General features: G+C 43.0%; 26 protein-coding genes, 1 pseudogene and 1 riboswitch. Of the genes and pseudogenes, 16 read left to right on the top strand and 11 right to left on the bottom strand.

Annotated elements, in window-relative coordinates; translation table 11 throughout:
* Positions 1–8: 8 nt before the first annotated feature.
* Positions 9–755: a Uma2 family endonuclease gene (locus ANSO36C_RS03665; RefSeq protein ID WP_251958432.1), complete on the top strand. Its 747-nt coding sequence runs from the start codon at positions 9–11 to the stop codon at positions 753–755.
* A 51-nt stretch (positions 756–806) separates the two neighbouring features.
* Here the strand turns inward: ANSO36C_RS03665 and ANSO36C_RS03670 are convergent, their stop codons facing one another.
* Positions 807–947, bottom strand: a complete 141-nt coding sequence (locus ANSO36C_RS03670; RefSeq protein ID WP_251958433.1) for a hypothetical protein — start codon at positions 945–947, stop codon at positions 807–809.
* 140 nt (positions 948–1,087) lie between these two features.
* Between ANSO36C_RS03670 and ANSO36C_RS03675 the strand changes: the two genes are divergently transcribed.
* Entirely contained in the window at positions 1,088–1,336 is a 249-nt protein-coding gene (locus ANSO36C_RS03675; protein ID WP_251958434.1) for a type II toxin-antitoxin system Phd/YefM family antitoxin, read from the top strand.
* Here the strand turns inward: ANSO36C_RS03675 and ANSO36C_RS03680 are convergent.
* The 4 genes from ANSO36C_RS03680 to ANSO36C_RS03695 form a co-directional block, all read right to left on the bottom strand.
* Complete coding sequence (locus ANSO36C_RS03680; RefSeq protein WP_251958435.1) at positions 1,328–1,627, bottom strand: type II toxin-antitoxin system ParD family antitoxin; 300 nt, start codon at positions 1,625–1,627, stop codon at positions 1,328–1,330. The genes ANSO36C_RS03675 and ANSO36C_RS03680 overlap by 9 nt on opposite strands.
* A 127-nt stretch (positions 1,628–1,754) precedes the next feature.
* The gene (locus tag ANSO36C_RS03685) at positions 1,755–4,658 is read right to left on the bottom strand and encodes a tetratricopeptide repeat protein (protein WP_251958436.1); all 2,904 of its coding nucleotides are present in this window, start codon (positions 4,656–4,658) and stop codon (positions 1,755–1,757) included.
* A 145-nt stretch (positions 4,659–4,803) separates the two neighbouring features.
* A complete protein-coding gene (locus ANSO36C_RS03690; RefSeq protein ID WP_251958437.1) occupies positions 4,804–5,199 on the bottom strand; it encodes an SPFH domain-containing protein in 396 nt (131 codons plus the stop codon).
* A 497-nt stretch (positions 5,200–5,696) separates the two neighbouring features.
* Complete coding sequence (locus ANSO36C_RS03695; protein ID WP_251958438.1) at positions 5,697–5,936, bottom strand: hypothetical protein; 240 nt, start codon at positions 5,934–5,936, stop codon at positions 5,697–5,699.
* Between the two features lie 123 nt (positions 5,937–6,059).
* Between ANSO36C_RS03695 and ANSO36C_RS03700 the strand changes: the two genes are divergently transcribed.
* Positions 6,060–6,455 (top strand): hypothetical protein, encoded by a 396-nt coding sequence (locus ANSO36C_RS03700; RefSeq protein WP_251958439.1) that lies wholly within the window; start codon positions 6,060–6,062, stop codon positions 6,453–6,455.
* A gap of 73 nt (positions 6,456–6,528) precedes the next feature.
* On the opposite strand, the gene ANSO36C_RS03705 is transcribed toward ANSO36C_RS03700, so the two are convergent.
* Entirely contained in the window at positions 6,529–7,509 is a 981-nt protein-coding gene (locus ANSO36C_RS03705) for an aldo/keto reductase (protein WP_251958440.1), read from the bottom strand.
* A gap of 766 nt (positions 7,510–8,275) precedes the next feature.
* On the opposite strand from ANSO36C_RS03705, the gene ANSO36C_RS03710 reads away from it, so the two are divergent.
* From ANSO36C_RS03710 to arsH, 13 genes and pseudogenes are all read left to right on the top strand, one after another.
* Positions 8,276–9,241: a class I SAM-dependent methyltransferase gene (locus ANSO36C_RS03710; RefSeq protein WP_251958441.1), complete on the top strand. Its 966-nt coding sequence runs from the start codon at positions 8,276–8,278 to the stop codon at positions 9,239–9,241.
* Between the two features lie 320 nt (positions 9,242–9,561).
* Positions 9,562–9,977, top strand: a pseudogene (locus ANSO36C_RS03715) (KTSC domain-containing protein).
* Between the two features lie 268 nt (positions 9,978–10,245).
* Positions 10,246–10,728, top strand: a complete 483-nt coding sequence (locus ANSO36C_RS03720; RefSeq protein WP_251958443.1) for a molybdenum cofactor biosynthesis protein MoaE — start codon at positions 10,246–10,248, stop codon at positions 10,726–10,728.
* 269 nt (positions 10,729–10,997) lie between these two features.
* Positions 10,998–11,080, top strand: a riboswitch (adenosylcobalamin-variant (AdoCbl-variant) riboswitch).
* Positions 11,067–12,653: a precorrin-3B synthase gene (gene cobG, locus ANSO36C_RS03725; RefSeq protein WP_251958444.1), complete on the top strand. Its 1,587-nt coding sequence runs from the start codon at positions 11,067–11,069 to the stop codon at positions 12,651–12,653. (Overlaps the previous riboswitch by 14 nt.)
* 308 nt (positions 12,654–12,961) lie before the next feature.
* The gene (locus tag ANSO36C_RS03730; RefSeq protein ID WP_251958445.1) at positions 12,962–13,588 is read left to right on the top strand and encodes a precorrin-8X methylmutase; all 627 of its coding nucleotides are present in this window, start codon (positions 12,962–12,964) and stop codon (positions 13,586–13,588) included.
* A 2-nt stretch (positions 13,589–13,590) separates the two neighbouring features.
* Positions 13,591–14,295 (top strand): precorrin-2 C(20)-methyltransferase, encoded by a 705-nt coding sequence (locus tag ANSO36C_RS03735; protein WP_251958446.1) that lies wholly within the window; start codon positions 13,591–13,593, stop codon positions 14,293–14,295.
* Positions 14,296–14,375: 80 nt separating this feature from the next.
* Positions 14,376–14,702, top strand: a complete 327-nt coding sequence (locus ANSO36C_RS03740; protein WP_251958447.1) for an ArsR/SmtB family transcription factor — start codon at positions 14,376–14,378, stop codon at positions 14,700–14,702.
* Between the two features lie 119 nt (positions 14,703–14,821).
* Positions 14,822–15,127: a hypothetical protein gene (locus tag ANSO36C_RS03745; RefSeq protein ID WP_251958448.1), complete on the top strand. Its 306-nt coding sequence runs from the start codon at positions 14,822–14,824 to the stop codon at positions 15,125–15,127.
* Positions 15,128–15,327: 200 nt separating this feature from the next.
* Positions 15,328–16,479, top strand: coding sequence for an ACR3 family arsenite efflux transporter (gene arsB, locus ANSO36C_RS03750; RefSeq protein ID WP_251958449.1), 1,152 nt, complete (start codon positions 15,328–15,330; stop codon positions 16,477–16,479).
* A complete protein-coding gene (locus tag ANSO36C_RS03755; protein WP_251958450.1) occupies positions 16,476–16,982 on the top strand; it encodes a phosphatase domain-containing putative toxin in 507 nt (168 codons plus the stop codon). Before arsB ends, ANSO36C_RS03755 begins: the two co-directional genes overlap by 4 nt.
* Positions 16,983–17,134: 152 nt before the next feature.
* A complete protein-coding gene (locus tag ANSO36C_RS03760; protein ID WP_251958451.1) occupies positions 17,135–18,151 on the top strand; it encodes an ArsJ-associated glyceraldehyde-3-phosphate dehydrogenase in 1,017 nt (338 codons plus the stop codon).
* A 100-nt stretch (positions 18,152–18,251) separates the two neighbouring features.
* On the top strand, positions 18,252–19,514 hold the full coding sequence (gene arsJ / locus ANSO36C_RS03765; protein WP_251958452.1) for an organoarsenical effux MFS transporter ArsJ: 1,263 nt from the start codon (positions 18,252–18,254) through the stop codon (positions 19,512–19,514).
* A gap of 266 nt (positions 19,515–19,780) precedes the next feature.
* Positions 19,781–20,446 carry an arsenical resistance protein ArsH gene (gene arsH / locus ANSO36C_RS03770; RefSeq protein WP_251958453.1) on the top strand — a complete coding sequence of 222 codons (666 nt, stop codon included), beginning with the start codon at positions 19,781–19,783 and terminating at the stop codon, positions 20,444–20,446.
* Positions 20,447–20,510: 64 nt separating this feature from the next.
* Here arsH and ANSO36C_RS03775 read toward each other — a convergent pair whose 3' ends face one another.
* From ANSO36C_RS03775 to ANSO36C_RS03795, 5 genes are all read right to left on the bottom strand, one after another.
* The gene (locus ANSO36C_RS03775; RefSeq protein WP_251958454.1) at positions 20,511–21,197 is read right to left on the bottom strand and encodes a PHP domain-containing protein; all 687 of its coding nucleotides are present in this window, start codon (positions 21,195–21,197) and stop codon (positions 20,511–20,513) included.
* 450 nt (positions 21,198–21,647) lie between these two features.
* The gene (locus tag ANSO36C_RS03780) at positions 21,648–22,784 is read right to left on the bottom strand and encodes an AIR synthase related protein (protein WP_251958455.1); all 1,137 of its coding nucleotides are present in this window, start codon (positions 22,782–22,784) and stop codon (positions 21,648–21,650) included.
* Positions 22,785–22,853: 69 nt separating this feature from the next.
* Positions 22,854–23,060, bottom strand: a complete 207-nt coding sequence (locus ANSO36C_RS03785; RefSeq protein ID WP_190941666.1) for a hypothetical protein — start codon at positions 23,058–23,060, stop codon at positions 22,854–22,856.
* 166 nt (positions 23,061–23,226) lie between these two features.
* The gene (gene sodB, locus ANSO36C_RS03790; RefSeq protein WP_251958456.1) at positions 23,227–23,829 is read right to left on the bottom strand and encodes a superoxide dismutase [Fe]; all 603 of its coding nucleotides are present in this window, start codon (positions 23,827–23,829) and stop codon (positions 23,227–23,229) included.
* Between the two features lie 648 nt (positions 23,830–24,477).
* Entirely contained in the window at positions 24,478–26,085 is a 1,608-nt protein-coding gene (locus ANSO36C_RS03795) for a bifunctional pantoate--beta-alanine ligase/(d)CMP kinase (RefSeq protein WP_251958457.1), read from the bottom strand.
* Between the last annotated feature and the right edge of the window lie 132 nt (positions 26,086–26,217).

Consider the following 26,217-nt stretch of genomic DNA (forward strand, 5'->3'; position numbering starts at 1 on the left):
GAAAAGCTATGTCAGAAACTACCCTAGCTGCACCAGATATTCAACTCCCACCCACCCAAGCAGAATTACCCGATGATGACGGTATCCCAATGGAAAGCCCACGACACAAAGCCCAGATGGATTTGCTGATAGATGCTTTGATACCTTGGTTGTCAGAACGAGAGGATGGGTTTATCGGCGGTAATATGTTTGTTTATTACAGTCTGGCACAGGTGCGAAACAAGGACTTTAAAGGGCCAGACTTTTTTGCTGTGTTGGGCGTCCCAAAAGGAGAACGTCGCAGTTGGGTGGTTTGGGAAGAGGAGAAAGCACCAGATGTAGTTATTGAGTTGCTTTCTGACAGTACAGCCCAAGCAGACAAAAATGAGAAAAAGCTAATTTATCAAAATCAAATGCGTGTGCCAGAATATTTCTGGTATGACCCTTTTAACCCTGATAATTGGGCTGGTTTTTCTATTGAAAAAGGAGCTTATCAACCTATTGCAGTCAATGCTCAAAATCAGTTAGTGAGTCAATCTTTAGGGTTAGGATTGCAGTTGTGGCAAGGAAGTTATAAAGGTATTGATGCTATTTGGTTACGCTGGGCAAATTTGGCAGGAGATTTGCTGCCAACTCCTGAAGAAAAGGAACGCCAAAGGGCAGACAAGGCAGAATCGCAGTTATTACAAACTGCACGCAACTTACTTGAGTCTGGGATGACAGTAGAACAGGTAGCTAGATTAACAGGTTTGAATGTATCTGAGATAGAAACGTAGAACTCAGAAGATATAGTATTTGTGTTGATTAGGACTTACGCAAAATATCTCTCAAACTCTGATTTCTCCGTGTACTCTGCGCCTCTGTGGTTCGTTATTCCGTAACTCTTGCGTAAGTCCTATTGATGAGAGAATAGCGATCGCTCCACCAAAGTAATCATACAAGTGAAAGCGATCGCTAATTAATATCACTCCTGTTCTAAAATACTTTCTATATCTTGCCCTGCATAAAGAAATCGCACAACTTCAATGTTTTAATGTTGCTCAAAGTCAAAAGAATTATAGCCAGTGTTATCCTAAGAAATATTAGGAATTAACAATTACTTAGGCAAATGAGTATCACCGTTAATGTTTCTGAAGTAACCGCCAAGTTTTCTGAATTGCTGAGTCAGGTATTACTTGGTGAAGAGGTGGTGATTGCACAGAAAGGTATTCCAGTTGCACGCTTAGTTGCTCTCACAGATACAGCCTCACCTCGAATTCCTGGGTTGGATAAAGGTAAAGTTATCATTGCACCAAATTTTGACGAGCCTTTACCAGAAGATATCCTAAATGATTTTGATAATTCTAATCTAGTTTAGCGATGAGAGCTTTACTCGATACCCATGCATTTCTTTGGTGGGTAACAGATGACCCTCAACGATCAAATGTGTGCGTTTTTGCTGCCACCATTCATCATTAACTTCTATTGCTTCTCCACTTTCAAGTCCTGCAATTAAAAGTTCTTCTATATGTTCTTGCATCTTGCGTTTTTGGTCTTGAGTAATTAACTCTTGTAGATATTCGCTAACTGAACCATAGCCACCTTGAGCCACTTGTTCATCAATAAAGGCTTTCATCGACTCAGGCAAGGAAATATTAATGTTACTCATAACCTTGGCAGCGAGGTTGAACTATTTTTTCCATGTTATCAAGATTGTTAAGCGTTGTCTTTGCGGAAACGTTTAACGTTCGCTCAAAACTACTAGATTGCAATCTCTATCGCTTGGACTAGCTCTTTTAATTACGAATTAATTTTTTAGCCAATCGCCACAATAGAGAAAACGGTAAAATTAATATCGCCTTTAACGTTTGCACAAACTGACTTAATCGACCTTTGCGGATAGCACGGGGAGAAGACTGGCGTTGCAAGATTGCTAGATTTTCTCGAATTGTCGCTGTAGTGGGATGATTAACTCCTAACACCCGTTGGCACATTGCCAAAGCATCACTGTATAGTGGTTCGGCATCGCTGTACCTCCCTTGGCTATCGTAGAGGGAAGCTAAATTGTTCAAGCTAGTGGCGACATCAGGATGGTCGCCAGCAAACAGGCGCTTTCTCATTGCCAAAGCATCACTGTATAGTGGTTCGGCATCGCTGTACCTCCCTTGGCTATTGTAGAGGAAAGCTAAATTGTTCAAGCTAGTGGCGACATCTGGATGGTCGCCAGCAAACAGGCGCTTTGTCATTGCCAAAGCATCACTGTATAGTGGTTCGGCATCGCTGTACCTCCCTTGGCTATCGTAGAGGGAAGCTAAATTGTTCAAGCTATTAGCCACATCAGGATGGTCGCCAGCAAACAGGCGCTTTCTCATTGCCAAAGCATCACTGTATAGTGGTTCGGCATCGCTGTACCTTCCTTGGCTTTTGTAGAGTGCTGCTAAATTGTTCAAGCCACTAGCCACATCAGGATGGTCGCCAGCAAACAGGCGCTTTCTCATTGCCAAAGCATCACTGTATAGTGGTTCGGCATCGCTGTACCTCCCTTGGCTTTTGTAGAGGAAAGCTAAATTGTTCAAGCTAGTAGCGACATAGGGATGGTTGTCAGCAAACAGGCGCTTTCTCATTGCCAAAGCATCACTCAATAGTGGTTCGGCATCGCTGTACCTCCCTTGGCTATCGTAGAGTGCTGCTAAATTGTTCAAGCTACTAGCCACATCAGGATGGTCGCCAGCAAACAGGCGCTTTGTCATTGCCAAAGCATCACTCAATAGTGGTTCGGCATCGCTGTACCTCCCTTGGCTATTGTAGAGTGCTGCTAAACTGTTCAAGCTACTAGCCACATCAGCATGGTCGCCAGCAAACAGGCGCTTTCTCATTGCCAAAGCATCACTGTATAGTGGTTCGGCATCGCTGTACCTCCCTTGGCTATCGTAGAGTCCTGCTAAATTGTTCAAGTTACTAGCCACATCAGGATGGTCGCCAGCAAACAGGCGCTTTGTCATTGCCAAAGCATCACTCAATAGTGGTTCGGCATCGCTGTACCTCCCTTGGCTATAGTAGAGTGCTGCTAAATTGTTCAAGCTATTAGCGACATTGGGATGGTCGCCAGCAAACAGAGCTTGGCAAACATTTACGCCATCCTCATACCAAGGTTCTGCTAATTTATATAATCCTTGTCCATCATAAAATCTTCCTATACCCACAAATATCCACAGTACTTGCTTGTTAGGCACTGATGCTGTGAAAAATGTCTGTGCTTCTGTGGCTTCCTTTATCTCTGCAATTAAACGTTTTCCTATATCTTCAAGATGAAGAATAACATCTTTGAAGAATTCAATATCTTTAGAAGTAGGTGAATCAGGAAGGGTTTGGGCAAAGGCTATCATGGCGGTGGCAAAGGTTGTTTCTAAAACTGATTTGGTTTCGCCAGCGTCGGCTAACTGCTCTTGCAAAAACCACCGCACTAAGGCATGAATTTTATAACATCCTGCTCTTTCTTCTACCAGTTGCAGCAAGTTGCGCCCGTAGAGTTGATTTTTAACTGCGTTTAATTCATCTTCTGACCAAGTTAAAAAAGGCAAGAGAGCCGGGAGCGGGGAGCAGGGGGGACTGTTTTCTTCACCTTGGAAGGTGTCTAAGTCTCCTACTTCCGTTTGTGGGCTGTTTTTCTCCTCTGCTCCCCTGCTCCCCTGCTCCTCTGCTTTTTGACTTTCTGTTGCCACCCAAATAACCAATTCCCAAAGAATCTGTACAGGAGAAAATAAACTCAAAAATATTCCTAGTTGTTGCGCCAGTGGGTTGAGTTCTGACCAAGTTAAAGCAAAGGCGGCTTTGACTCCCAGTTGAGTTGAGTTGAGAGTTTTCCGGTCTTGTAAAGCTGCTTCTGTTAATTTACGTTCTTGCAATCGCCCAAACATGATATCTAAAGATATGTCCGGGTCGCGTATTAAATAACCTCCCACTAACTCTATCCCCAAGGGCAAATATTCTAGACATTCACATATTGCTGTTGCGGCTTGTGGTTGGTTTTCGACTCGCTTATCTTTTTCGCCCAACAGTCGTTTTAACAGTTCTAAGGCTTTACCTGGTTCTTTTTGGGGTGAGAGAACATCTAAGGGAATCTCTTGAATAAAATTCGGGTCTAAATTTCGCAGTCGAGTAGTAATTAAGACTTGGAAGCGATTATTGTTGGGAATGACTTCGCGGAGGTTGTCTAAATCAGTTACGTCATCGAAGACGATTAAAATCGGAAAGGGAGAGTCGGGATATTTAGACCAACACCAGGCGACTTGTTCTTTAAGGTTTAAAAGTCTTCCTCCTAGTTCTTGGGGAATCTCCAAACTAAACTGCAACCCAAAAAACTCTAAAACTTCGGCGGCGAGATTGGTTTCTCTGTCGTTAAACCAGGTAATCCCGCCATAATCTTGTTGATATCGTCTGGCGTATTGGGTGGCTAATTCAGTTTTGCCTACGCCACCCATTCCCGCTATTGCTACATAATTTCCGCGCTGCAAGTCTTCATGCAGTATTGTCAGTTCCGTTTCTCGCCCGACAAAATTAACAGAACCGCGATAGGGGATAAATTTTGTGGGAATTAGCTGCTTTTGCCCCTCAATAATTTGAGTGCCAATGTTAACTTGAGAATAAGGGGCGGCATAAGCGCCAACTTTGTCGGCAAACTTGCCAGATTCTTCAGGCATACATAGTTAATTTTTGCTGTTCACAAAAACTGAAAGACCTCTCTCCAAACCTCTCTCCTAAAAGGAGAGAGGCTTTGAATCTTGCTCCCCTTCCCTTGTAGGGAAGGGGCTGGGGTTAGGTCACACGCTAACTTTTAGTGAGAATTTAAAAAGACTGATTTTCAATATTTCCTGTCCCACCTGGCATTACTACCTGACCAATTTTATCTGCTAATTTTTCCAGGTTAGGCATAGCCAGAATTTCAGCCAATTTAGGATTTGGTTCTGCTTTAGCTGCTGCGGCCAATTCTTGCATAGCTTGAGCCACTTCAGGGTTAGCTTTAGCAGCCGATTCTATCTCTAGTACAGCCTTACCATAATCGAGTGGTTGCTCTGGCGCTTTCTCAATAGCAACTACAGTCTGGGGAGACTGTTTTTTAAGAGTGACGAGAAACTTGCCAGTCTTATCCACTAAAGTTTCTGTTATCTTTTCGGTTGTTTTTTCTAAGGCTTTGGTGGCTATTATAGTACCAACAGCGATCGCCGCAGTTTCAAGTATCATATCCTGCCTTGACTATGTATATCCTATTTACTATTAACACACCGTTTTAGTTCTAAATTCCGCAATTTAGTTCATAAATTTAGATATAGCTGAGTTTTTTAGATATTTAAATATTTTATCGAACAGAATTCAGGAGTCAGGAGTCAGAATGGGCTAAACGCCCCGCTACCGCTAACAGAATGAATTCTGTGCGAGTGGCGGATAGCGGAGCATTAGCGAGTATTCGAGCGTTGCGTCTGAATAACCGGCGTTTTTGCACCCCCACCAAATCTACAATTTGGTGGTCTTCTCTACGAGACGCAAGCGCAAACAATTCCTGCGCGGTCGGAATCCCCGACTGATAGCGGAGCGGTAGCGAGTATTCGAGCGTCGCGTCTTGATTCTGACTCCTGAATTCTGACTTCTGAATTCTTCTTCAATGCTTTTTTTACACACTACATCGTGTACAGTCTTTCTATTTTTGAGTGTTTGGCGGTGCGTTAGGCTGAAGCCGTAACTCACCCTACTGGCTTTAAGTATAAAATTATGATTTTTATTAACAAACCCATGCGTTTCATCAACAAACTCATGTGTTTCATCAACAAACCCATGCGTTTCATTAACAAACCCATGCGTTTCATTAACAAACCCATGCGTTTCATTAACAAACTCATGCGTTTCATCAACAAACTCATGCGTTTCATCAACAAACTCATGCGTTTCATCAACAAACTCATGCGTTTCGTCAACAAAAGCATAATTTTTGCGACAAATACTGATATTTACATTATATTTAGATACTAATTTGTGAGGATTTTACTGAACTAAAATCGGGCTTTAGTAAGTCAAACTAGCTCTAAAGCAATAAAAAGGATACATTTATGCCTGCTCAAAAACGTACATACCGCGTTTTAGAAAAAGCTGAATTAAGAGTGGCGGGGCTGAAAGCAATTGATCCTAGTATGGATTTTGGGGATGCTCGCAATTTGCAAAACATGACACAATTAATTGAGCAGTACCGTAGCAAGATAGACGCTTATAATACTGCTTTAACCGTGATCAACTCTTCTAGAAATGAGATGGAAGAATTGGATAAAACTTTAAGTGACCTCACTGAGAAAATGCTCATTGGAGTTGCTTTTAAATACGGCAAAGATAGCCGAGAATATGAAATGGCGGGTGCTGTTCGGAAAAGCGATCGCATTCGCAAAAGCTTAGTCACCCGCTTAAAAAATAGTACAGAACAAGTATCTACTAATAACACCCAAACCGTATAGTTTTATCACTCAAGTTATTACAAAAGTCTTCGTTTTACAGCACTTTTGAACTAAATTCAGCAACGTTAAAATTTCACTTAGTTTGAAAGATATTTTGTACCATTTTTTTGTCTGCATTTGCTGCCGCCTTATCTAACTCTGCAATCTCACCAGCGTCTAATTGCCAACCTAACGCACCAAGATTCTGCCTCGCCTGTTCGACGCTCTTTGCTCCAGGGATGGGAATAGTCCCTTTACAGATGCACCAATTAATTGCCACCTGTGACATGGTTTTATTTCTGAACTGTGCCACCTCTTGCAAACATCCCAAAAGCGATCGCATTCCTGGTAATATCTGCCTAAATAATAGACCTCGGATGCCTTTAGGCCAAGGGCCTTGCTCAGAGTATTTTCCTGTTAGTAGTCCCAAAGCTAGCGGGCTGTAGGCAATCAATTTAATTCCCAACTCATCACAAAGGTCTTTGAGTTTTAGCTGAGTGACAGGATATGTAGACGATAAAGAGTATTGAACTTGCAGAGTACTAATCGGTACACCTCGTTCAGCAAACTTTATCTGCACTTGCTTAAGCCGTTTCGGCCCATAATTGGATAGTCCCACTCCCTTGACCAGTCCTTGCTCATAGACATCGGCAAGACCATCCAACAATCCTTCTTCTTGCCAAAGAGCATAGTTTGCTGTAGACCAGTGCATCTGTACCAAATCTACATTCTTTCCCAACCGTTGAGCAGATGCTTTGCAAGCATTAACCATTGATTGGCGTGTCCATCTCCACGGGTAAGCAGCCAACTTAGTAGCAATACAAATATTTTCTTTACCTAAACCGACATATTCTCGGTTGAATCGTCCTAAAAGTAACTCACTCCGACCATTCAATCTGCCAGTTCCGTAAGAATCACCTGTATCAAATAAGGTCACACCGTTGCTTACACAAAGGTTAAAAACGGCTTGCAACTGGTCATCCATACTTTCGTTATATCCCCACAGCAGTTGGTTGCCCCAAGCCCAAGTGCCGCAGCCCATGATTGGGAGTAAAAGTTTTTGGAGACTCTGCATCTTTGCTCCCTGTAAATTGCTTTATTAATTATCAGACATATATAGCGGTTCCCACTCAGATGCGGTACAAGATTATATCGCCAGGTGTAGGGGCACGGCAGTGCCCATAGGTGTCAACTTAACGTGAAAGCCAGCCTAGAACCCAATACGGTTCAGTTAAGGCTAAAACCTTTTGTGAAATCAATTTTTTTAATGAACCACAGAGGCGCAGAGAACACAGAGAGAAGGAAAAATGCTTAACTGAACTGTATTGGCCTAGAACCAGTTTTTACATATTGTCTCGTTGTCTCGTTGTCTCGTTCCCAGTCTCTGACTGGGAATGCCCTCATAGAGGCTCCGCCTCCCTTGCTGGCGGCAGAGCCGCTATGATGAGCATTTCCAGCCCAGAGGCTGGAAACGAGATTTGAAAAGGCTTTCAGCTTAAGTTGACACCAATGGGCAGTGCCGTGCCCCTACGGGTGTACCTCACGTAAACGAGAACCGCCATAGCAGGTATTAAGGCGCGAGTCCCATGATTAGCAAACAAAGTATTCCCCAAAATAAGGGGCTTTTGCAAGGAAAAGAACGGAAAATTATTTTTAAATCTTTGGTTTTCCTTTACGATAATATCAATAAGCTGACACTATTGAGAAAAAGCTTGCTCAACTCAGAACCTTGCCTACTAAGGCTTGTATTTTACAAGGTAAAGATTTTACGATTTGTGTGTACACCATAGCACGCAAGGGGAGAGTGAAAAACTGCATTTTAAACGCTTAGAGAGTAATTTATGAATGAAAAAACAGTAAAAGTGATTGAAGCGAATTTATTGCCAAAAGGGGATTATGTTTCATCAGGATTTTCCACGATTCAACCAGATTCGTGTTTCCCTAATATAATGTTGGGAAATAAATATGATTCCTTTTGGTTATACTTGCGGCGAGATATCACTCATAACTGGTACGTGGATAAGCGACAGCAGGGTGTAGGATTTGTTAGCAGAGATGAAGCTCATATTTTATACAATACAGCTTTGAAATTTCGCGGTAAAAAAGCTTTAGAAATAGGTTGCTGGATGGGTTGGTCAGCTTGCCATTTAGCTCTGGGAGGAGTAGAGCTAGATGTAATCGATCCTATGCTATCTGAACAATTATTCAATGAAAGCGTCACAGATTCGTTGAAGTGGGCAGGCGTTAAAGAATCTGTGAATTTAATGCCAGGGTTTAGCCCTGAAAAAGTAGAGGAAATTGCAAATAAATTTCAACGTAAATGGTCATTAATATTTATAGATGGCAATCATGAAGCACCTGCTCCGCTCAACGATACAATTATCTGCGAACAATTTGCAGAAGCAGATGCTTTAATTTTATTTCATGATTTGGCTTCTCCCGATGTCGGTCAAGGTTTAGACTATTTAAAAGAGAAAGGATGGAACACAATGGTGTACCATACTATGCAAATTATGGGAGTTGCATGGCGAGGAAATGTTGAGCCTGTAATACATCAGCCTGATGCTAATATTGACTGGCGCTTACCTCCACATTTAAAAGATTATCCTGTTAGCGGTTCCATTCAAACCGTGGATAAAGATAAATTTGGAGAAATTCTCAGAGCAATTCGTCCATATACTTTATTGAGTGAAGCAAAGCTGTTCTCGCTTTATAGTCAGGCAAAACAAGTATATTCTTATCTTTTTTGGCTGCCAAAAATGTTGGTACAGGCGATCGCTAGAAATAAACGTATTAAGTACGATTAGCTTTAACAATAGCAGTATTATCTATATAGACATCTTGCAAAAGTTACTTTTGCAAGATGTTTAGAAAAGGTTAAATATAAAAGGGAAAGGGAAAATTCCATCCTTTTCCCCTTTTCTATTTACCCCCGCCCTTTTCCTCAGAGGGGGCTACCTTCCCTTTTTCCCCCTTCTGCAAGAAGTCTTATCTACCGCAAAACATCGCTTCGTGAAAAAAGCTTGACGGTGAAATGCTTTTGCAGTATGTTTGTACTATAAAGGCAATCAAGTATTGTGTAAAACTTTAACACTCCCGACTACGCCAACAAAAGAGCAGAAAATAAATGAAGCTATCTAAGGTAGACTTGAGCAGTTTAGTAGCGATCGCTCACTCTGACGGATATTTGCAATTGTTGCTAGATCGAGGCGATGAACTGGTGTTTTTGGAAAATTCCAGCGCCAATACAAGCTTATGAAGGATGCAAGAACTAAACGAGGTAATCGCCGAACGCCTGCATTGCCTTTTGAAGCAGAACCAATTGTCATGCTACCAGTTATCTCTTCAATGGCTATGGCTGTAGGCTATGATCGCAACGAACACATTTTGCAAGTTGAGTTTCAAAGTGGATCTGTTTATCAGTACTTAGGCGTAGACGAGGATACTTGGGAAGATTTACATTCTTCTGACTCAATAGGCAGCTTTTTCAATCAAGAGATTAAAGGTAGATATGAGTGCGATCGTTTAAATAATGCAGATTAACTAATGACCAATTCTTCCTTGATGGTACAAGCCCCTAAATTCATTTATGGATAGATAAGTTTTAAACAATGCAGGGTTCAAGCCCCCGGATAAATCCTGGGGCATTAATTGCGAATTGCGAATTGCGAATTGCGAATTGTGCTGACTGCATATAGAGTTTTCAATAATTCTTGCGTTGTGTAGGGTTTAAATAAATACTTAAACGTAGTCCAGCAATCCTTTGTTTAGAGACAATAGAGAAAGCCTATATAATATCTACCCAGTTATAATGACTACACTTGCATCTGCTGTTAAACCAAGAGCCGAAGATAGTTTTAGCATTACCTTTGCACCATTATCTCTTGAAGAAATCTACACCAAGTCGGATGATCCAGCCAATGGTGCTGTAGTTGTAATGAGTGGCATGGTTCGCAATAAAACCGATGGTAAACCTGTGATTGCTCTAGAGTATCAAGCTTATGAACCAATGGCATTGCGGATATTTTATCAAATCGCTGCTGATATTCGCTTATCTATGTCTGATGTGAATCGAGTAGCGATTTATCATCGCATTGGACGTTTGCGAGTTGGGGAAATCAGCGTTTTAGTCGCTGTGGGTTGTCCTCATCGGCGTGAGGCGTTTGAAGCTTGCCAATATGCTATTGATACACTCAAACACAATGCCCCTATATGGAAGAAAGAACATTGGGCAGATGGTTCTAGCAGTTGGGTGAGTATTGGTGCTTGTGAAACATCAAAAGAAAATTGTTAAGGTTGCAGAGACAATTGCCTAGGCTGGTGTTTTGTCTAAAGCAAGCTAAGTTTTCAGATGCTTTAGTACTCTACCAACCCAAAATTGCTGCGTGAGGGTGGAAAAGTTTTTTCGTTTTGTCAAGTTTGTGGATATCTAGCATAGTTCCTTTGGTAGACTACTAGACTAAGAATAAAGTTTAGCTTCAAGGAGAAGAGGAAAAATTGAATCGGTTTTCTTGGGCTTGATTTTAGGGAACTTATATCAATCTCGTGCTAAATTACTAAAGCTTGGGGTTGGGAAACTCCGGTGAAATTCCGGGACTGTGCCGCAGCTGTGATGGGATTACCCAAGTCAGAATGCCAACTCTCAAGATGTCCTCAAGACACATTTACCGTCTACTCCCTGCGTTGCACGGGGAAGGAGTTACAAGTTTGCTTTCTGGATTTGCCACTTGTCCTGGCTTGTTTTATGCTACACCCGCCGCCGATGGGATATTATCTCGAATTAGAATACCAGGTGGGATTATTAGTAGTCAGCAGTGCCGTGCGATCGCAGATATAGCAGAACAGCACGGTGGCAACTATGTAGATGTGACTAATCGAGCTAATCTACAAGTCCGCGAAATCCGCACGGGGATAAATGCTGAGGTTCTGAAGTACTTACAAGATATGGGATTGGGTTCTTGCAATAGCGCTGTAGACCACATCCGTAATATTATGACCAGCCCAACTGCTGGTATCGATCCGCTAGAATTAATCGACACCCGCCCTTTTGTCCAAGATTGGGATAATTATATTGCTGCACATCCCGCGCTTTCGGGACTGTCGGCAAAATTCAGCGTTTGCTTTGATGGTGGTGGGATAATTCGCGTGTGCGATCGCTTGAATGATATCCTATTTGCTGCTGTCTTAATTGACGGTAATGTTTATTTCCGCCTCCATCTCAGTGTCGGTGCAAAGGGGCAACCGCCCAGTGATATGAGAATTTTGTTACCACCAGAGAAATGTTTGCCCGTCTTGGCAGCTTTGGCAGATGTCTATTTAGCTCATAGTAAAACGACAAGTAAGCGTCGGCTACGTCTCTTAGAGTTATTAAATACTTTAGGTTGTGAAAATTATCTCCAGGAAGTTCAGCAGCGTCTAACTTTCCCTCTTTTGTATAGTGACCTAACCCCCCAACCCCCTTCCTTATTAGGGAAGGGGGAGGAATTCTCCCCTCTCCTTGTAGGAGAGGATCTGGGGGAGAGGTTAGATGTTAAGTATCAGCATATTGGCATCCATCCCCAACGTCAGAAAGGCTTATTTTACATTGGTGTCGTCTTACCCCTTGGGCGATTGGAGAGTAGCCAGATGAGGGGTTTAGCAGATTTAGCAACGAAATACGGTAGCGGCACTCTTCGATTAACCCCCTGGCAAAATCTGCTGTTAACAGATATTCCTCAGCAATGGGTTGGCGATGTCCTCCAAGAAATTGCTTTCTTAGGATTAGATTCCTCAGCAACTAATATCAAGAGTGCATTAGTTGCTTGTTCTGGAAAAAGGGGTTGCGCCGCTTCTGCCACAGACACTAAAAGTCATGCGTTGGCATTAGCAAAGTATCTTGAAACTCGCGTTACCCTAGATTGTCCAGTTAATATCCACTTTAGCGGCTGCAAAAAATCCTGCGCCCAGCATAGCAAGAGTGATATTACTCTGCTTGGTGTCAGCATTGAGGCTGACAATGGAACTGTGGAAGGCTATCACGTTTATGTTGGTGACAGCAAGGAGAAATTCGGACGTGAACTATATCAAAATGTAACTTTTGCCGAGCTACCGGCATTAATAGAGCGGATGCTATATGTATATGAAATTCAACGTCTAAATTCTAATGAGTCCTTTGGGAAATTTGCTAATCGATATGCAGAAAAATTGAACCACAGAGGCACAGAGAACACGGAGAAATAAGAGTTTGAGAGGTATTTTGCTTGAAGAAGAATTCAGGAGTCAGAATTCAGGAGTCAGACGCTCCTGCGTCGCTAACGCTGTGCTATCGAGCGTCTGGGGTTTTAAACTCCGTTTATTCATCTACCAGTCGCACAGAATTCAATTCTGTTAGCGATAGCGGGGCGTTTAGCCCATTCTGACTCCTGACTCCTGAATTCTGTTTGATAAATCCTTTAATAAATACTTAGAAATCTGCTTCTCTTCCTCTGTGTTCTCTGCGCCTCTGCGGTTAATAACAAATCAATCCAAAATCTAAAATCCCAAATCGAATGCCCGACTACATCCGAGATGCCAACGAAATTTACCGCAATTCTTTTGCAATCATCCGGTCAGAAGCGAACCTAGATGTGCTGCCGTCAGATGTAGCAAAAGTTGCTGTGCGTCTCATTCATGCCTGTGGAATGACGGATATTGTCACTGACTTGGGATATTCAGCAACAGCAGTACAATCTGCAAGAACAGCATTAGCAGCAGGAGCGCCGATTCTGTGCGATTGCCGAATGGTTGCCGATGGCGTTACCAGACGGCGGTTGTCTGCAAATAATCAAGTTATCTGTACTCTCAATGAGCCAGAAGTGCCAGAACTTGCCCAGCGTATGGGTACTACAAGGTCGGCAGCAGCTTTAGAATTATGGCGATCACACCTTGAAGGATCAGTGATTGCAATCGGTAATGCGCCCACAGCACTATTCCGGCTGTTAGAAATGCTCGATGAAGGAGTGCCTAAACCGGCGATTATCTTAGGCTTTCCAGTGGGGTTTGTTGGTGCAGCCGAATCGAAAGCCGCACTAGCAGCAGACAGCAGGAATGTACCATTTTTAACCTTACACGGTCGGCGCGGTGGAAGTGCGATCGCAGCCGCAGCAGTTAACGCCCTGGCAACGGAGGAAGAATGAACATGAAACCCAAAGGTCGTCTTTATGGAATTGGTGTCGGCCCAGGCGATCCAGAACTATTAACCCTAAAGGCGCTGCGGCTATTACGTGCCGCTCCTGTGGTAGCTTATCAATCAGCCACAGATAAAGAAAGTATTGCTAGAGCGATCGTGGCGCAGTATCTACCTGGTAATCAAATCGAGGTATTATTTCATCTCCCCCGCGCTTTGGAACCAGAAAAAGCCAAGTCTATTTATGATAAGGAAATTGAACCAATCGCTGACCATTTAGCGGCGGGTCGAGATGTCGTAGTGCTATGCGAGGGTGATCCATTTTTCTATGGTTCATTCATGTACGTGTTCACGCGGTTATGTGACCAGTATGAAACAGAAGTTGTCCCCGGAGTTTCTTCGCTGATGGCTTGTCCGGTAGCATTGGGTGTACCTTTCACCTATTACACCGATATTCTCACAGTCTTACCCGCGCCATTACCAGCAGAAGAACTGACTACACATCTGCTGATGACCGATGCAGCAGCAATTATGAAACTAGGTCGTCACTTTACCAAAGTACGAGATATCCTGCATAAATTAGGGCTAGCATCACGGGCAAGATATATTGAGCGGGCATCAACATCACAGCAACGCATCATACCTCTGGATGAAGTTGATCCAGATAAAGTACCCTATTTCTCGATGATTCTGATTCCAACTAAGAATCGGCTATAGACCTACTTTTCTTTTTGGTAAAGGTATTGTTTAACCGATGATTTAGACTTTACCATAAAGGAATACTTCAAAAAAAGTTGATGGTTTCTAATAGCACCTTCACTCCTGATACGATCGCTGCGGGCTTTCATGCCCTATCTGACCCCCTACGAATTCAGGTCTTAGAACTCCTACGCTCTCAAGAACTATGCGTGTGCGACCTATGCGACCACCTGGGAACTACTCAGTCCAAACTGTCTTTTCACCTCAAAACCCTGAAAGAAGCGGGTTTAGTTCGCGCTCGTCAAGAAGGGCGCTGGATTTACTACAGCCTGAATTTGCCGCAGTTTGTTGCCTTAGAGCAGTATCTAGCAGAATTCCGCCGCTTTAGCCCCATATTGGCTATTCGTCCCCCCTGCGAGACTTAAATATTCATCAATTTTTTTTGTAATGTTTTGTTTACTTACAACTATCTACGGATTGACAAATCAATTTTTTTTGAAATGATAGAGATGTACTCTTAATATAACTCACAGGGGTGGGGTCAATGAAGATAGCAGCAAAGGAGGCTTTTGCACTAAGAGCGTTGGCTTTGACGAGACTAACATCCAACACATCTACTCAAAACCAGCATTTACCTTCTGTAACTGAGCTAAGAGATTCTGGTAAGGCTGCAACAGCAACAATAAAAATTGATGGTTACAGCACAGTCTATGCGATTACGCAGGCGATGGGTTATGTACCTTTACCAGATCACAGCAAACGCCTCAATTACGTTCACTTGTATCAAGGCAAAGTGGGAACCCGCATTTCTCACAAGCTCAAGGCGTTTGATGGAGCAGAAGAGAAGTAATGAGTAATGAGTAATGAGTAAAAACTTCTTACTTCTTACTCATTACTTCTCCCCGGCACTTGCACAGGCTTTAAGAGGTGTGGTGAGAAATCTGGGGGAACAGTATTTGAAGGAGAAGCAGAAATGAACTTGACAATTGGTGAGTTATTACGAAAAGAAGCTAAGTTTTAGCAATTTTTTTTGTTTTTAGGTTTATTCCCATGAGTCAGAATTCACAAGCCAGTACAGCCCGGATACAAGCAGGAAGCAATTTAAGTTTTTTTGAAAAATATCTCACCGTTTGGGTATTTTTGTGTATCTTTGTCGGAATTGCACTAGGTAGATTGTTTCCAGGAATAGCGGTAGCTCTTGATGCAATGAGTGTGTATCAAGTGTCTATTCCCATCGCAGTATGTTTGTTTTTCATGATGTATCCCATCATGGTGAAGATTGACTTCACACAAGCAGCAAATGCTATCCGCGCCCCAAAACCTGTTATTCTCACCTTGGTAGTAAACTGGTTAATTAAACCATTCACAATGGTAATATTTGCTCAGTTTTTCTTAGGATGGTTATTTCGTCCTTTGATTACCGGAACTGAGATCATTAGCGGTAGCGAAGTAGCGCTGGCGAATTCTTATATTGCTGGCACTATTTTACTAGGAATTGCTCCTTGTACAGCAATGGTACTGTTGTGGGGATATCTTTCTTACGGCAACCAGGGACACACCTTAATAATGGTGGCAGTAAATTCTCTGGCGATGCTGTTCTTATACGCACCATTGGGTAGATGGTTATTAGCGGCGAATGATTTAACCGTGCCCTGGCAAACTATTGTTTTATCAGTAGTGATTTATGTTGGGTTTCCCCTAGTGGCGGGAATGTACAGCCGTTACTGGATTTTTAAATATAAAGGTACAGAGTGGTTTGAAAGACGATTTTTAAAGTATCTGACTCCAGTTTCGATTACTGCTCTATTGCTAACATTGGTACTGCTATTTGCATTCAAGGGTGAACTAATTGTTAAAAATCCCTTGCATATATTGTTAATTGCCGTACCACTATTTATCCAAACTAATTTCATTTTCTTAATTAGTTATGTAGCAGCATTGAAGATGAATTTATCCTACGAAGATGCCGCACCAGCCGCATTAATTGGAGCAAGTAATCATTTTGAAGTTGCTATTGCCACTGCTGTGATGCTATTTGGTTTAAATTCAGGTGCAGCACTGGCTACAGTGGTAGGGGTTTTAATTGAAGTGCCAGTAATGTTGATGCTGGTTGAGCTTTGTAAACGCACAGCAGCTTGGTTTCCACGGGAACCGGAAAAAGCAACATTGCAAGATCCGCGCTGTTTTGATGTCTTAAAATGACCACAATTTTTAGCAATCTAAGGCTCGAAGCAATGGAGCAAGAAACAATTCAACCGATTTCAGAAAACTTGTGGTGGGTGATTCCAAGGAAACTAGCAGGTGTTCGTAAGCCCATAGCAGAAGAGTTGACAGAGTTACGGGCTACTGGCGTTGGTGCGATCGTCTCTGTTATGGATGACCCCTCTAACTTAGATTTGTATCAACGAGCAAACATTCCTTGTCTTTGGTTGCCAATTAAAGGTGGCACGACACCCAGCCAGGAGCAACTTCAGGATTTACAAAATTTCGTTGACAATCAAAATAACCTTGGCAATGGTGTTGCAATTCATTGCACTAATGGCAGACGGCGAACAGGGACAATGCTAGCTTCTTACTTGATTTGTAGTGGCTCATCTTATAACGATGCAATCAAGACAATTGAGCGTGCAAACCCCGAAATAGAACTGCGAGAAACCCAACATAACTTTTTACAAGAATTAGAGCGAGTTAAACAAAAAATATAGCTCACCTGCCAATTGTTAGTGGTAATAAAACAAGTAGAGAACAAACCTGAAGAGCCAAAATTATTACCTTTTCAAAATTAGTTTTAATGCGATTTCTAGAGTATTGAACTAAATAATCACATTTTGTTAATTAATTAGCGGTAGGAAAATTGATGAAAATTCGGATTGGGATTAATGGATTTGGTAGGATTGGACGGCTGGCTCTGCGTGCTGCCTGGGGTTGGCCAGAATTAGAATTTGTCCATATCAATGAGATTAAAGGCGGGGCAGTAACAGCCGCTCATTTGCTCAAATTTGATTCTGTTCACGGGCGTTGGACACCAGAAGTAGAAGCACACGGCGATCGCATTCTCATTGATGGTACACCTCTGAGTTTTAGCGAACATTCCCAACCTGGTGAAGTCCCTTGGGAAGATTTAGGCGTTGATGTAGTGCTGGAATGCTCCGGCAAGTTTAGGACTCCTGCTACCTTAGATCCGTATTTTAAGCGGGGAGTACAGAAGGTAATTGTGGCTGCTCCGGTGAAGGAAGAAGCCTTGAATATTGTTATGGGAGTTAACGACCAACTTTATGAGCCAGAGAAGCATCATCTGTTAACTGCGGCTTCTTGTACAACTAACTGTTTAGCCCCAGTAGTGAAGGTGATCCATGAAGGTTTGGGGATTAAACATGGAATTATCACCACAATCCATGACAACACCAATACTCAAACCATCGTAGATGCTCCTCATAAGGATCTGCGTCGGGCAAGAGCTACGAGTTTATCTCTGATTCCTACCACTACTGGATCGGCAACTGCGATCGGGTTGATTTATCCCGAACTCAACGGCAAACTCAATGGTTTGGCAGTACGAGTACCACTGCTCAATGCTTCTTTGACAGACTGTGTGTTTGAAGTTGTGCGACCCACAACCGTAGAAGAAATTAACAGCTTGCTAAAAACAGCTTCCGAGCAAGCACCGCTTAAAGGAATTCTGGGATATGAAGAGCGTCCTTTAGTCTCTATCGACTACAAAGACGATCCTCGGTCTTCCATCATTGATGCCCTCTCCACAATGGTGGTAAATGAGACGCAAGTAAAAATCCTGGCTTGGTATGACAACGAATGGGGCTATGCCAACCGAATGGTTGAACTCGCCCGTAAAGTGGCTTTGAATCTGAAGAATTAAAAGTAATTGGGCATGGGGCATTGGGCATTGGGCATAGCCAATACTCAATAGTTATTCTTCCCCTGCTTCCTCATCCTCCCTCATCTCCCTTATCTCCCTCATGGCTTCTACTACAGCTCATAGTGCCAATTTCAAGAACTATATCCTAGTCACCCTCGCCTACTGGGGTTTCACCCTCACCGATGGTGCGCTGCGAATGCTGGTGTTGCTATATTTCAACCAAATTGGCTATACACCGATACAAATTGCCTTTCTATTCCTGTTCTACGAAGTCTTCGGAGTTGTCACAAACTTTTTCGGCGGTTGGATTGGTTCCCAGTTTGGATTGAAGGTAACGCTTTATAGCGGTATCGGATTACAGATTTTTTCTTTAGTTATGCTGTCCTTCCTCAATCCAAATTGGGCACAGTGGATTGCAGTCGGTTATGTGATGGTGGCACAGGCATTTTCTGGGATTGCCAAAGACTTAACCAAAATGAGTTCTAAAAGTGCCATTCGGTTGGTAGTACCCCAGGATGCCCAATCATCTTTGTTTAAATGGGTAGCAGTGCTGACGGGTTCTAAAAATGCCCTCAAAGGAGTTGGCTTTTTTATTGGTAGCGCTCTTTTGGCTGCGGTTGGCTTTATCAATTCCCTGTGGATTATGGCAGGGGGACTTTCCCTGATTATGTTTTCTGGATTAATGCTTCCCAAAGGGATGGGCAAAATCAAGAAGAAAATCAAGTTTAGTCAACTGTTTTCTAAGAGTGAAGAGATTAATATTCTTTCTGCTGCTCGATTTTTTCTCTTTGGCTCTAGAGATGTGTGGTTTGTTGTGGGATTGCCAGTATTTTTGCGTGAGATTTTGGGTTGGTCGTTCTATCAGGTTGGTGGATTCTTGGCTTGTTGGGTAATTGGCTATGGCGTTATTCAGTTCTTAGCACCAACGCTGATTCAGCGATTTGGTTCTGGTCGTCCGCCACAATCAAAGACTATCCAATTCTGGACATTTATTCTAACAGCAGTTCCAGCCGCGATCGCTCTTGCTCTCCAATTAGGTGTAAGAGCCGATATTGCGATTGTTGGCGGACTCCTGATTTTTGGCGTTGTGTTTGCCTTCAACTCAGCAGTTCACTCTTATTTAGTGTTGGCCTTTACTGATGATGACAAGGTAGCGCTGAACGTTGGTTTTTACTACATGGCAAACTCTGGTGGTCGATTAGCTGGAACTGTTTTATCAGGTTTGATATATCAGTTTTTCGGGTTAGTGGGCTGTTTGTGGACATCTATGTTTTTTGTACTAGCAGCAGCATTGATTACTCTGAAGCTACCCGATCCCGAACCGAGCAAAGCGATCGCCTGGAAAGCAGGAGATGGAGACTAAAACATTTGTCAAGTGCTAAATAATTTGTTCGCTGGCAAAATTATTTGGCATTTGACATTTATAGGATTTACGCATGAGTTACGGAATAACGAACCACAGAGGCACGGAGGGCACGGAGAAATCAGAGTTTGAGAGATATTTTGCGTAAGTCCTAATTGACTTAGGTAGCAAAGATAAAGCAGTCTTCCCTGCTTTCTAACTAGTTTTTATTTTGGTAGCTCTACAGTTATCTGTCCCAGCTATTAATTTGTATCCTTGACATCTTTATGACGACATTTGACCATCCCCCCAGAATTTTGTTTTTGTATGGTTCTCTGCGTGAGCGTTCCTATAGCCGCCTTTTGGCAGAAGAAGCCGCACGCATCATTGAAGAATTTGGCGCAGAGGTAAAGTTTTTCGATCCCCGCGAATTACCGATTTACGGTAGCGTACCTGACACCCACCCAAAGGTGCAGGAGTTGCGCCAATTAAGCCTGTGGTCGGAGGGGCAGGTCTGGTGCAGCCCGGAGCGTCACGGCCAGATCACCGGCATCATGAAGATCCAGATCGACTGGATGCCGCTGAGGATCGGTGCCGTGCGCCCGACGCAAGGGCGAACGCTGGCGGTCATGCAGGTGTGCGGCGGATCGCAGTCGTTCAACGCCGTCAACACGCTGCGCGTTCTTGGGCGCTGGATGCGGATGGTCACGATCCCGAACCAGTCTTCAGTGGCTAAAGCATATCAGGAGTTTAACGAAGACGGGACTATGAAAGATTCGCCCTACCGCGATCGCGTTGTTGATGTGATGGAAGAACTTTACAAGTTTTCCTTGCTATTGCGTGACAAAGTTGATTATCTCACAGACCGCTACAGCGAACGTAAAGAAAAAGCTGCCAAAGAGACAATCAAGATAGCTTCTCAATCTCTGGAAGTCCTTAATAAAACAAATTGACTATCCAAAAAAAGATAACCTCCTGGCAGATTGAACCAGGAGATTTAAAAAAATTGATTCATCTTTACAAGCGTTGTAGCAGGCTCAAACCGTGGGTGTCAGTACCACAGGTATTGAGGAGAAAGTATTCATCAGCTAACTTTTGCACTTGTTCTGATTCCAATACGCTGGGTTTCCAGGGGTTAGGGTTATTGTAGGCGTAGAAAGTTTCTACACCATCAATCCCCTTTTGGGATGCAGCTGGAATTAAGTCAAAAAGCGATCGCTTATAACGGGCTGGATGAGCCAAAACTGCCAATCCCCCAGCGTCATGAATAGCGGCAATCACGTTACTTGCCTGATATTCTTGCCCTGTAGTCGGCCTTCTTTGCAGGTAGGGTTTCATGCTAGGGTGGTCTGGTGCAAAAGCGTAAGCCAAAATGTGAACTTCTATATCCAGAAGGTTAGCATTGATTTCTACGCCACTCCACAGGTAAGGAGTTGTTGCACCAGGATTACTCCACTTCCAATCTTCTAACCAAGCAAGGGCCGCTTGATAGCCGAGAATGCCATGATGGTCAGTGATCGCCAATCCTTTTAGTCCAATAGCGATCGCCTGCTCCATCAATGCACTAAGCTGCAACTTGCCATCTGAGAAGACAGTGTGCATGTGAAAGTTGAATAACTTTGGACAACTATGTGCATCAATATTACGGAATACTTGCTTTAAAAGTTCTGCCGAAGTTGTAGTACGGGCCAAATTTACAGCCATAACCCCCTCTGAAGAAAAATATCTATCCTTAACACATCAAAATGCCACATATCTGGATGAGAAATAATCAACACTAAAAATTAGTATCGGTTGCTACTTTCTCAGCTTTCTCAGCAAATTTTTCAATATGTTAAGACTACGTTAGCAAATCTTAATCTCAGTGGTCATGGGTGATTTGCACTACTTCAATTTTAAGTAGTTGTAAATATTACATCCAAAGTTTTATAAATGTGCCTATAGCATCTATGTTAAATGGCTTAGAGAATAAAGGTTTAGTAGAGTAATTATCTATAATCAGCCGGAAATACAACTCTATATTGCGTATAAAAACTATTATCTATCTCAGTGATTACAACTTTTGTCTAACTAGTAATGAATTCAGCGATCGCACAAATAAGCAAATCCTATGAGTTTATAATAGGTTTCACAAAACTGGCGATCGCTTGTGAATTATACCCCTCGCGCAATTCCAAAAGAATCTCCCTTCAACGTGACCCCAAGGGGTTCTACCACCACCTCGCGGGAAACAGACGCTTCAACTCTCCCAGCAATCACAGCCCTTAGCTTATGTTCTCTTGCAAGCCTGACAATTTTCTCTGCATCCTGCTCTGACTCTGTATAGAATGCAAATCCTGCACCGTAATTGAACACAGAAAGAATCGTCTCGGCCCCGCCCTCAAGATGACTCTCAACAAATGTAAATATTTCTGGTACTGGGAGCATCGTTTCGATGATATATCGCAACGGCTTCACCGACCGCATCAGCTTTTGCCAGCCATGACCAGTGATATTCTCCATCGCTGTGGGACGAATTCCCTCGCCAAGGACTGCCTGTACAAGAGGCGTGTAGAGATACGACGCAGCATTCATCGCTTCCCAGAACTCTTGCCCACTGGGAAGTTTTGTTCTATAGCCATCAGGAAGCGACTCAGCAAGCTTTCGCAGTGGGGTAAAACCGTTCTCATGGGGGCCTGAACTTTCCACCAGAACAATAGTATTTCCGGCATCCAGACGCGAGCTATCAATAGGAGCGACACCAGTCGGCATTACCCCGAAAACCGAGCCTGCGATGTCGAGCCGACCGGCAATCATCTTAGTTTTTAGTTGAGGAGTTTCCCCTGAAAGATAAACACACCCGACTCGTTTACACCCCTCAACTACTCCATCCAGAAACCCATCAAGGAAAGCGGGAGTAAAGATTGTTTCAGGAGTACTCGACGGCAGATAAAGACCAAGAAGTATAGTCTGCATACCGGAAGTTGCGGCATCATTCGTAAGACACGAAATGATCTTGATACCAATGTTCCACCAGAATCGTCGAAGCTCTTCTTCACAGAGGTCGTCAGGTCGGGTATCGTCTGCGGTTCCCAGTCCTTCGGGTACAAGTGTCATAGAAAGTTCTCTAGCCCCCGCCTCTACAAAGGGAGCGAGGTTGAAGCTGAAGGCGTTAGCGCTGGCTCCAAGACCCGACGCGGGCACAATGCCATAAGCGCTTGCAAAGCCAAGTGTGCGTTTTGCAGCTTCGATGAAGCGTCGTTTTGCGGCATCGAGAGTATCGTAATCGACTTGATCGAGAGCTTGAGACATCAGGTTGCGTTTTAAGTTAAAAGTGAGGAGTTAGGAGTTAAGAAAACTCATAACTCCTAACTCCTCACTTTAAAATACCTCATCTTCAATACCGCGCCACCATTCCCCCAAATTCATTAAGTCTTGGTAAATATCTTCTAATTCTTTAATATAAACATCGTTTGTAAGGGTGGCTCGACGCTCTTGCAATTTCTGAAGGCGTAGTTGTACCAATACCCAAGGTTTAGTAATGCTATTCGTTGCTTCGATATATTGTGCTAATTCTGTACTATCCATATATTTTGATTTTTACTACTTTTAACGCTGTGTGCAACTTTTACACAAACCTAACCTCCAGACCCTTTTCCTATTAGGGAATAGAGAGAATTCAAATCCTCTCTCGTGCAAAGAGAGAGAAATGGCAGTAAGGTCAGAATATTAAGTTGCACATTGCGTCAATTGATTAAGCTTTAGCCAAGTTTTCAGCAGCAAAGTCCCAGTTGACCAAGTTTTCTAGGAAATTCTTGATGAATGCTGGACGGGCGTTTCTATAGTCAATGTAGTAAGCGTGTTCCCAAACATCCAAGGTTAGGAGTGCTTTCTTACCATGAGCTAGAGGGTTTTCTGCATTTGGTGTTTTGATCACCTTTAGCGTACCACCATCATCAATCAGCCAAGACCAGCCACTGCCGAATTGAGTTGCAGCCGCGTTCGAGAATTCTTCCTTGAATTTGTCCAAGCTACCAAAATCTTTATCAATTCTGGTTGCGAGATCACCAGTGGGTGCGCCGCCACCTGCTGGTTTCAAGGAATTCCAAAAGAAGGTGTGGTTCCAAACTTGAGCAGCGTTGTTGAAGATTCCCGCTTTAGAGGAGTCGTTGAAGGAAGTTTTGATCACTTCTTCCAAAGACTTATTCGCAAGTTCTGTACCTTCAGTGAGCTTGTTGAGGTTGTCTACATAAGCTTTGTGATGCTTACCATAGTGATACTCAAAAGTTTCAGCTTTCATGCCATGTGGCTCTAGAGCATTAATATCGAAGGGTAGTGGGTCTTGTACAAATGCCATCGTGTCAAATCCTCTCTTTACCGGTTTCCAGTTTTAAGCTATTGCAAAAGCTTAGGAAATTAACAGCTTTTATTTTTGAGGTTTTATGTCTTTAATCATGAAACATAAAACTTAACATCGTTATTTTACTACCAAAGTGAAGATAAAAACAAAGTACTTGTCTAATAAGTAAAATAAGCCAAATTACTAGGAAGTAATAACTATAAATAAAAATGGCTAATATTTCATAGCCAGAGACGCATAAGTAGGTCGGCGTAAATAATTATCGTTGGGATAAGGCAGGAGGCACACTTCGACTGCGCTCAGTGGGCAGGGAGCAGGAGGAAAAAGGGTTTGAGCCTTGTTTACTTTTCTTGATACAGGTTGCTTTTATTTTGCCGACTTACTTAATCAATTCGCTTTTAGCAATTAAAGCTTTCACACTTCTATCTTTGGTAGGATTACTTGCGATATGATAAATCAGTCTAAAGCGAGATGATTTAATACTTTAATAATCTAATATTTTTGGTACAAGACTTAATTTTCAATAGAGACAGCCAATAGTTAAATTATCTATTTTGTTTTAAAATGCAGTTTTGAGGATGGTAAGTAAATAATCACTCACTCACCACCCTTTAAAACTAAAAAACTAACAGCAAATAGTGGTGATTACCTCTGAGATAAACGCTGCTGGTAGTAGTTAACAATTTGTGCCGTGACTTCAGACACGTCCAAACCATCGGTTTGAACTTCGATCGCATCGGCTGCTTTTTGCAAAGGCGAAACTTTGCGGGTACTATCTTTCCAGTCACGTTCGGCAATGTCGTGTTTTAGCTGCTCTAAGCTCACTTCTGATTGACCTTGTTTGGTAAAGTCTTCCTGGCGGCGACGTGCGCGTTCACTCACAGAAGCGGTTAAGAAGATTTTCACTTCGGCATCGGGGAATACATGAGTACCGATGTCCCGACCTTCAGCTACTAAACCACCTTTTTTACCCCAGTTTTGCTGTTGTTTAACCAGTGCTTGACGAACAGCGCTTTGGGCCGCGATCGCAGATACTTGAGATGTCACCTCAGTGGTGCGAATTACCTGGGTAACATCATGATCATTAATCCAAACCCGCACGGATGATTGTAAATCCTGGTTAGGAGTAAGTTCAATTTTACACTGGTCAGTTAATTGGGCGATCGCACACTCATCATCAATAGCAATACCCTTTTGCAGTACTAACCAAGTGACAGCACGGTACATCGCTCCTGTATCTAAATACACTAAACTCAGATTTGCTGCCACTTGACGCGCCACAGTGGATTTTCCAGCACCGGCTGGGCCATCAATGGCGATGATGGGTTGACGATCGCGCAAGATGATATTGTCAATCAAACGTGTAGACCCAAGACGAGCTGCGATCGCCAACATTCCTTCCTCCTCAACTTTTTCTAAAGACATTAACGTAGTCGGTTCAACCAATTCAATATATTCCACTAAAATCGTGCTGACTATAGCCACTTCTTGCTGTACCACTGCTATCAACTTGTTGCTATTGCGATCGCCTGCAATGAATGCAGCTTCAGCTCGTTGCAAGCCACGATATAAGACTGCTGCTTGCTCTTTTGCCGTTGCAGTCAAATATTGATTGCGAGAACTGAAGGCCAGACCCGACGCTTCCCGTACTGTTGGACAAGCAACAATTTCTACTGGCAAATTTAAGTCAGCTACTAAGCGTTTAATAATTGCTAGTTGCTGACCATCCTTTTCACCAAAGTAGGCACGGTCAGGCTGTACCAAGTTAAAAAGTTTGGTAACAATCGTAGCGACACCCTGAAAATGACCTTGCCGAGAACGACCACACAAGCCTGTTATCATAGCAGATGGGGGGATAACTTGTGTAACCTTTGATTCTTGTATACTCTTCTGGGGAACTGCCATTTCTTCCGGAGTTGGTGCAAAAATTGCATCTACCCCAGCTTGTTCGCAAAGTTGTTGGTCTTGCTCTAAAGTGCGAGGATAGCGTTGATAATCCTCATTGGGAGCAAATTGCAGGGGATTGACGAAAATACTCACAATCACCGTAGAATTTTCTTGCCGCGCCCGTTGGATCAAGCTTAAATGACCTTGATGTAAATTTCCCATAGTTGGCACTAGACCGACTGCCGTCTGATACCAGCCAGTCATCTCATCTAGTTTTAAATCCTCAGTAACTGCAATTAGCTTGTTTTCTGAGCAGAGTTTAGTTAAATAGCAGCGTAAAGCTGCGACTGTTGTCAGCAGGCGCACAAAATACCCCTAGTTCTTATCGATCCCTCCCCCGTTAGTTTATATCTGAAATAGAGGGAAGAGTTGATTAAACTAGGGAATTAAGTGATACGGAACTGGGATTGGGGAAAGGTGACAGGTGACAGGTGACAG

This window comes from Nostoc cf. commune SO-36 (assembly GCF_023734775.1).
GTDB classification, from domain to species: Bacteria; Cyanobacteriota; Cyanobacteriia; order Cyanobacteriales; family Nostocaceae; genus Nostoc; species Nostoc commune_A.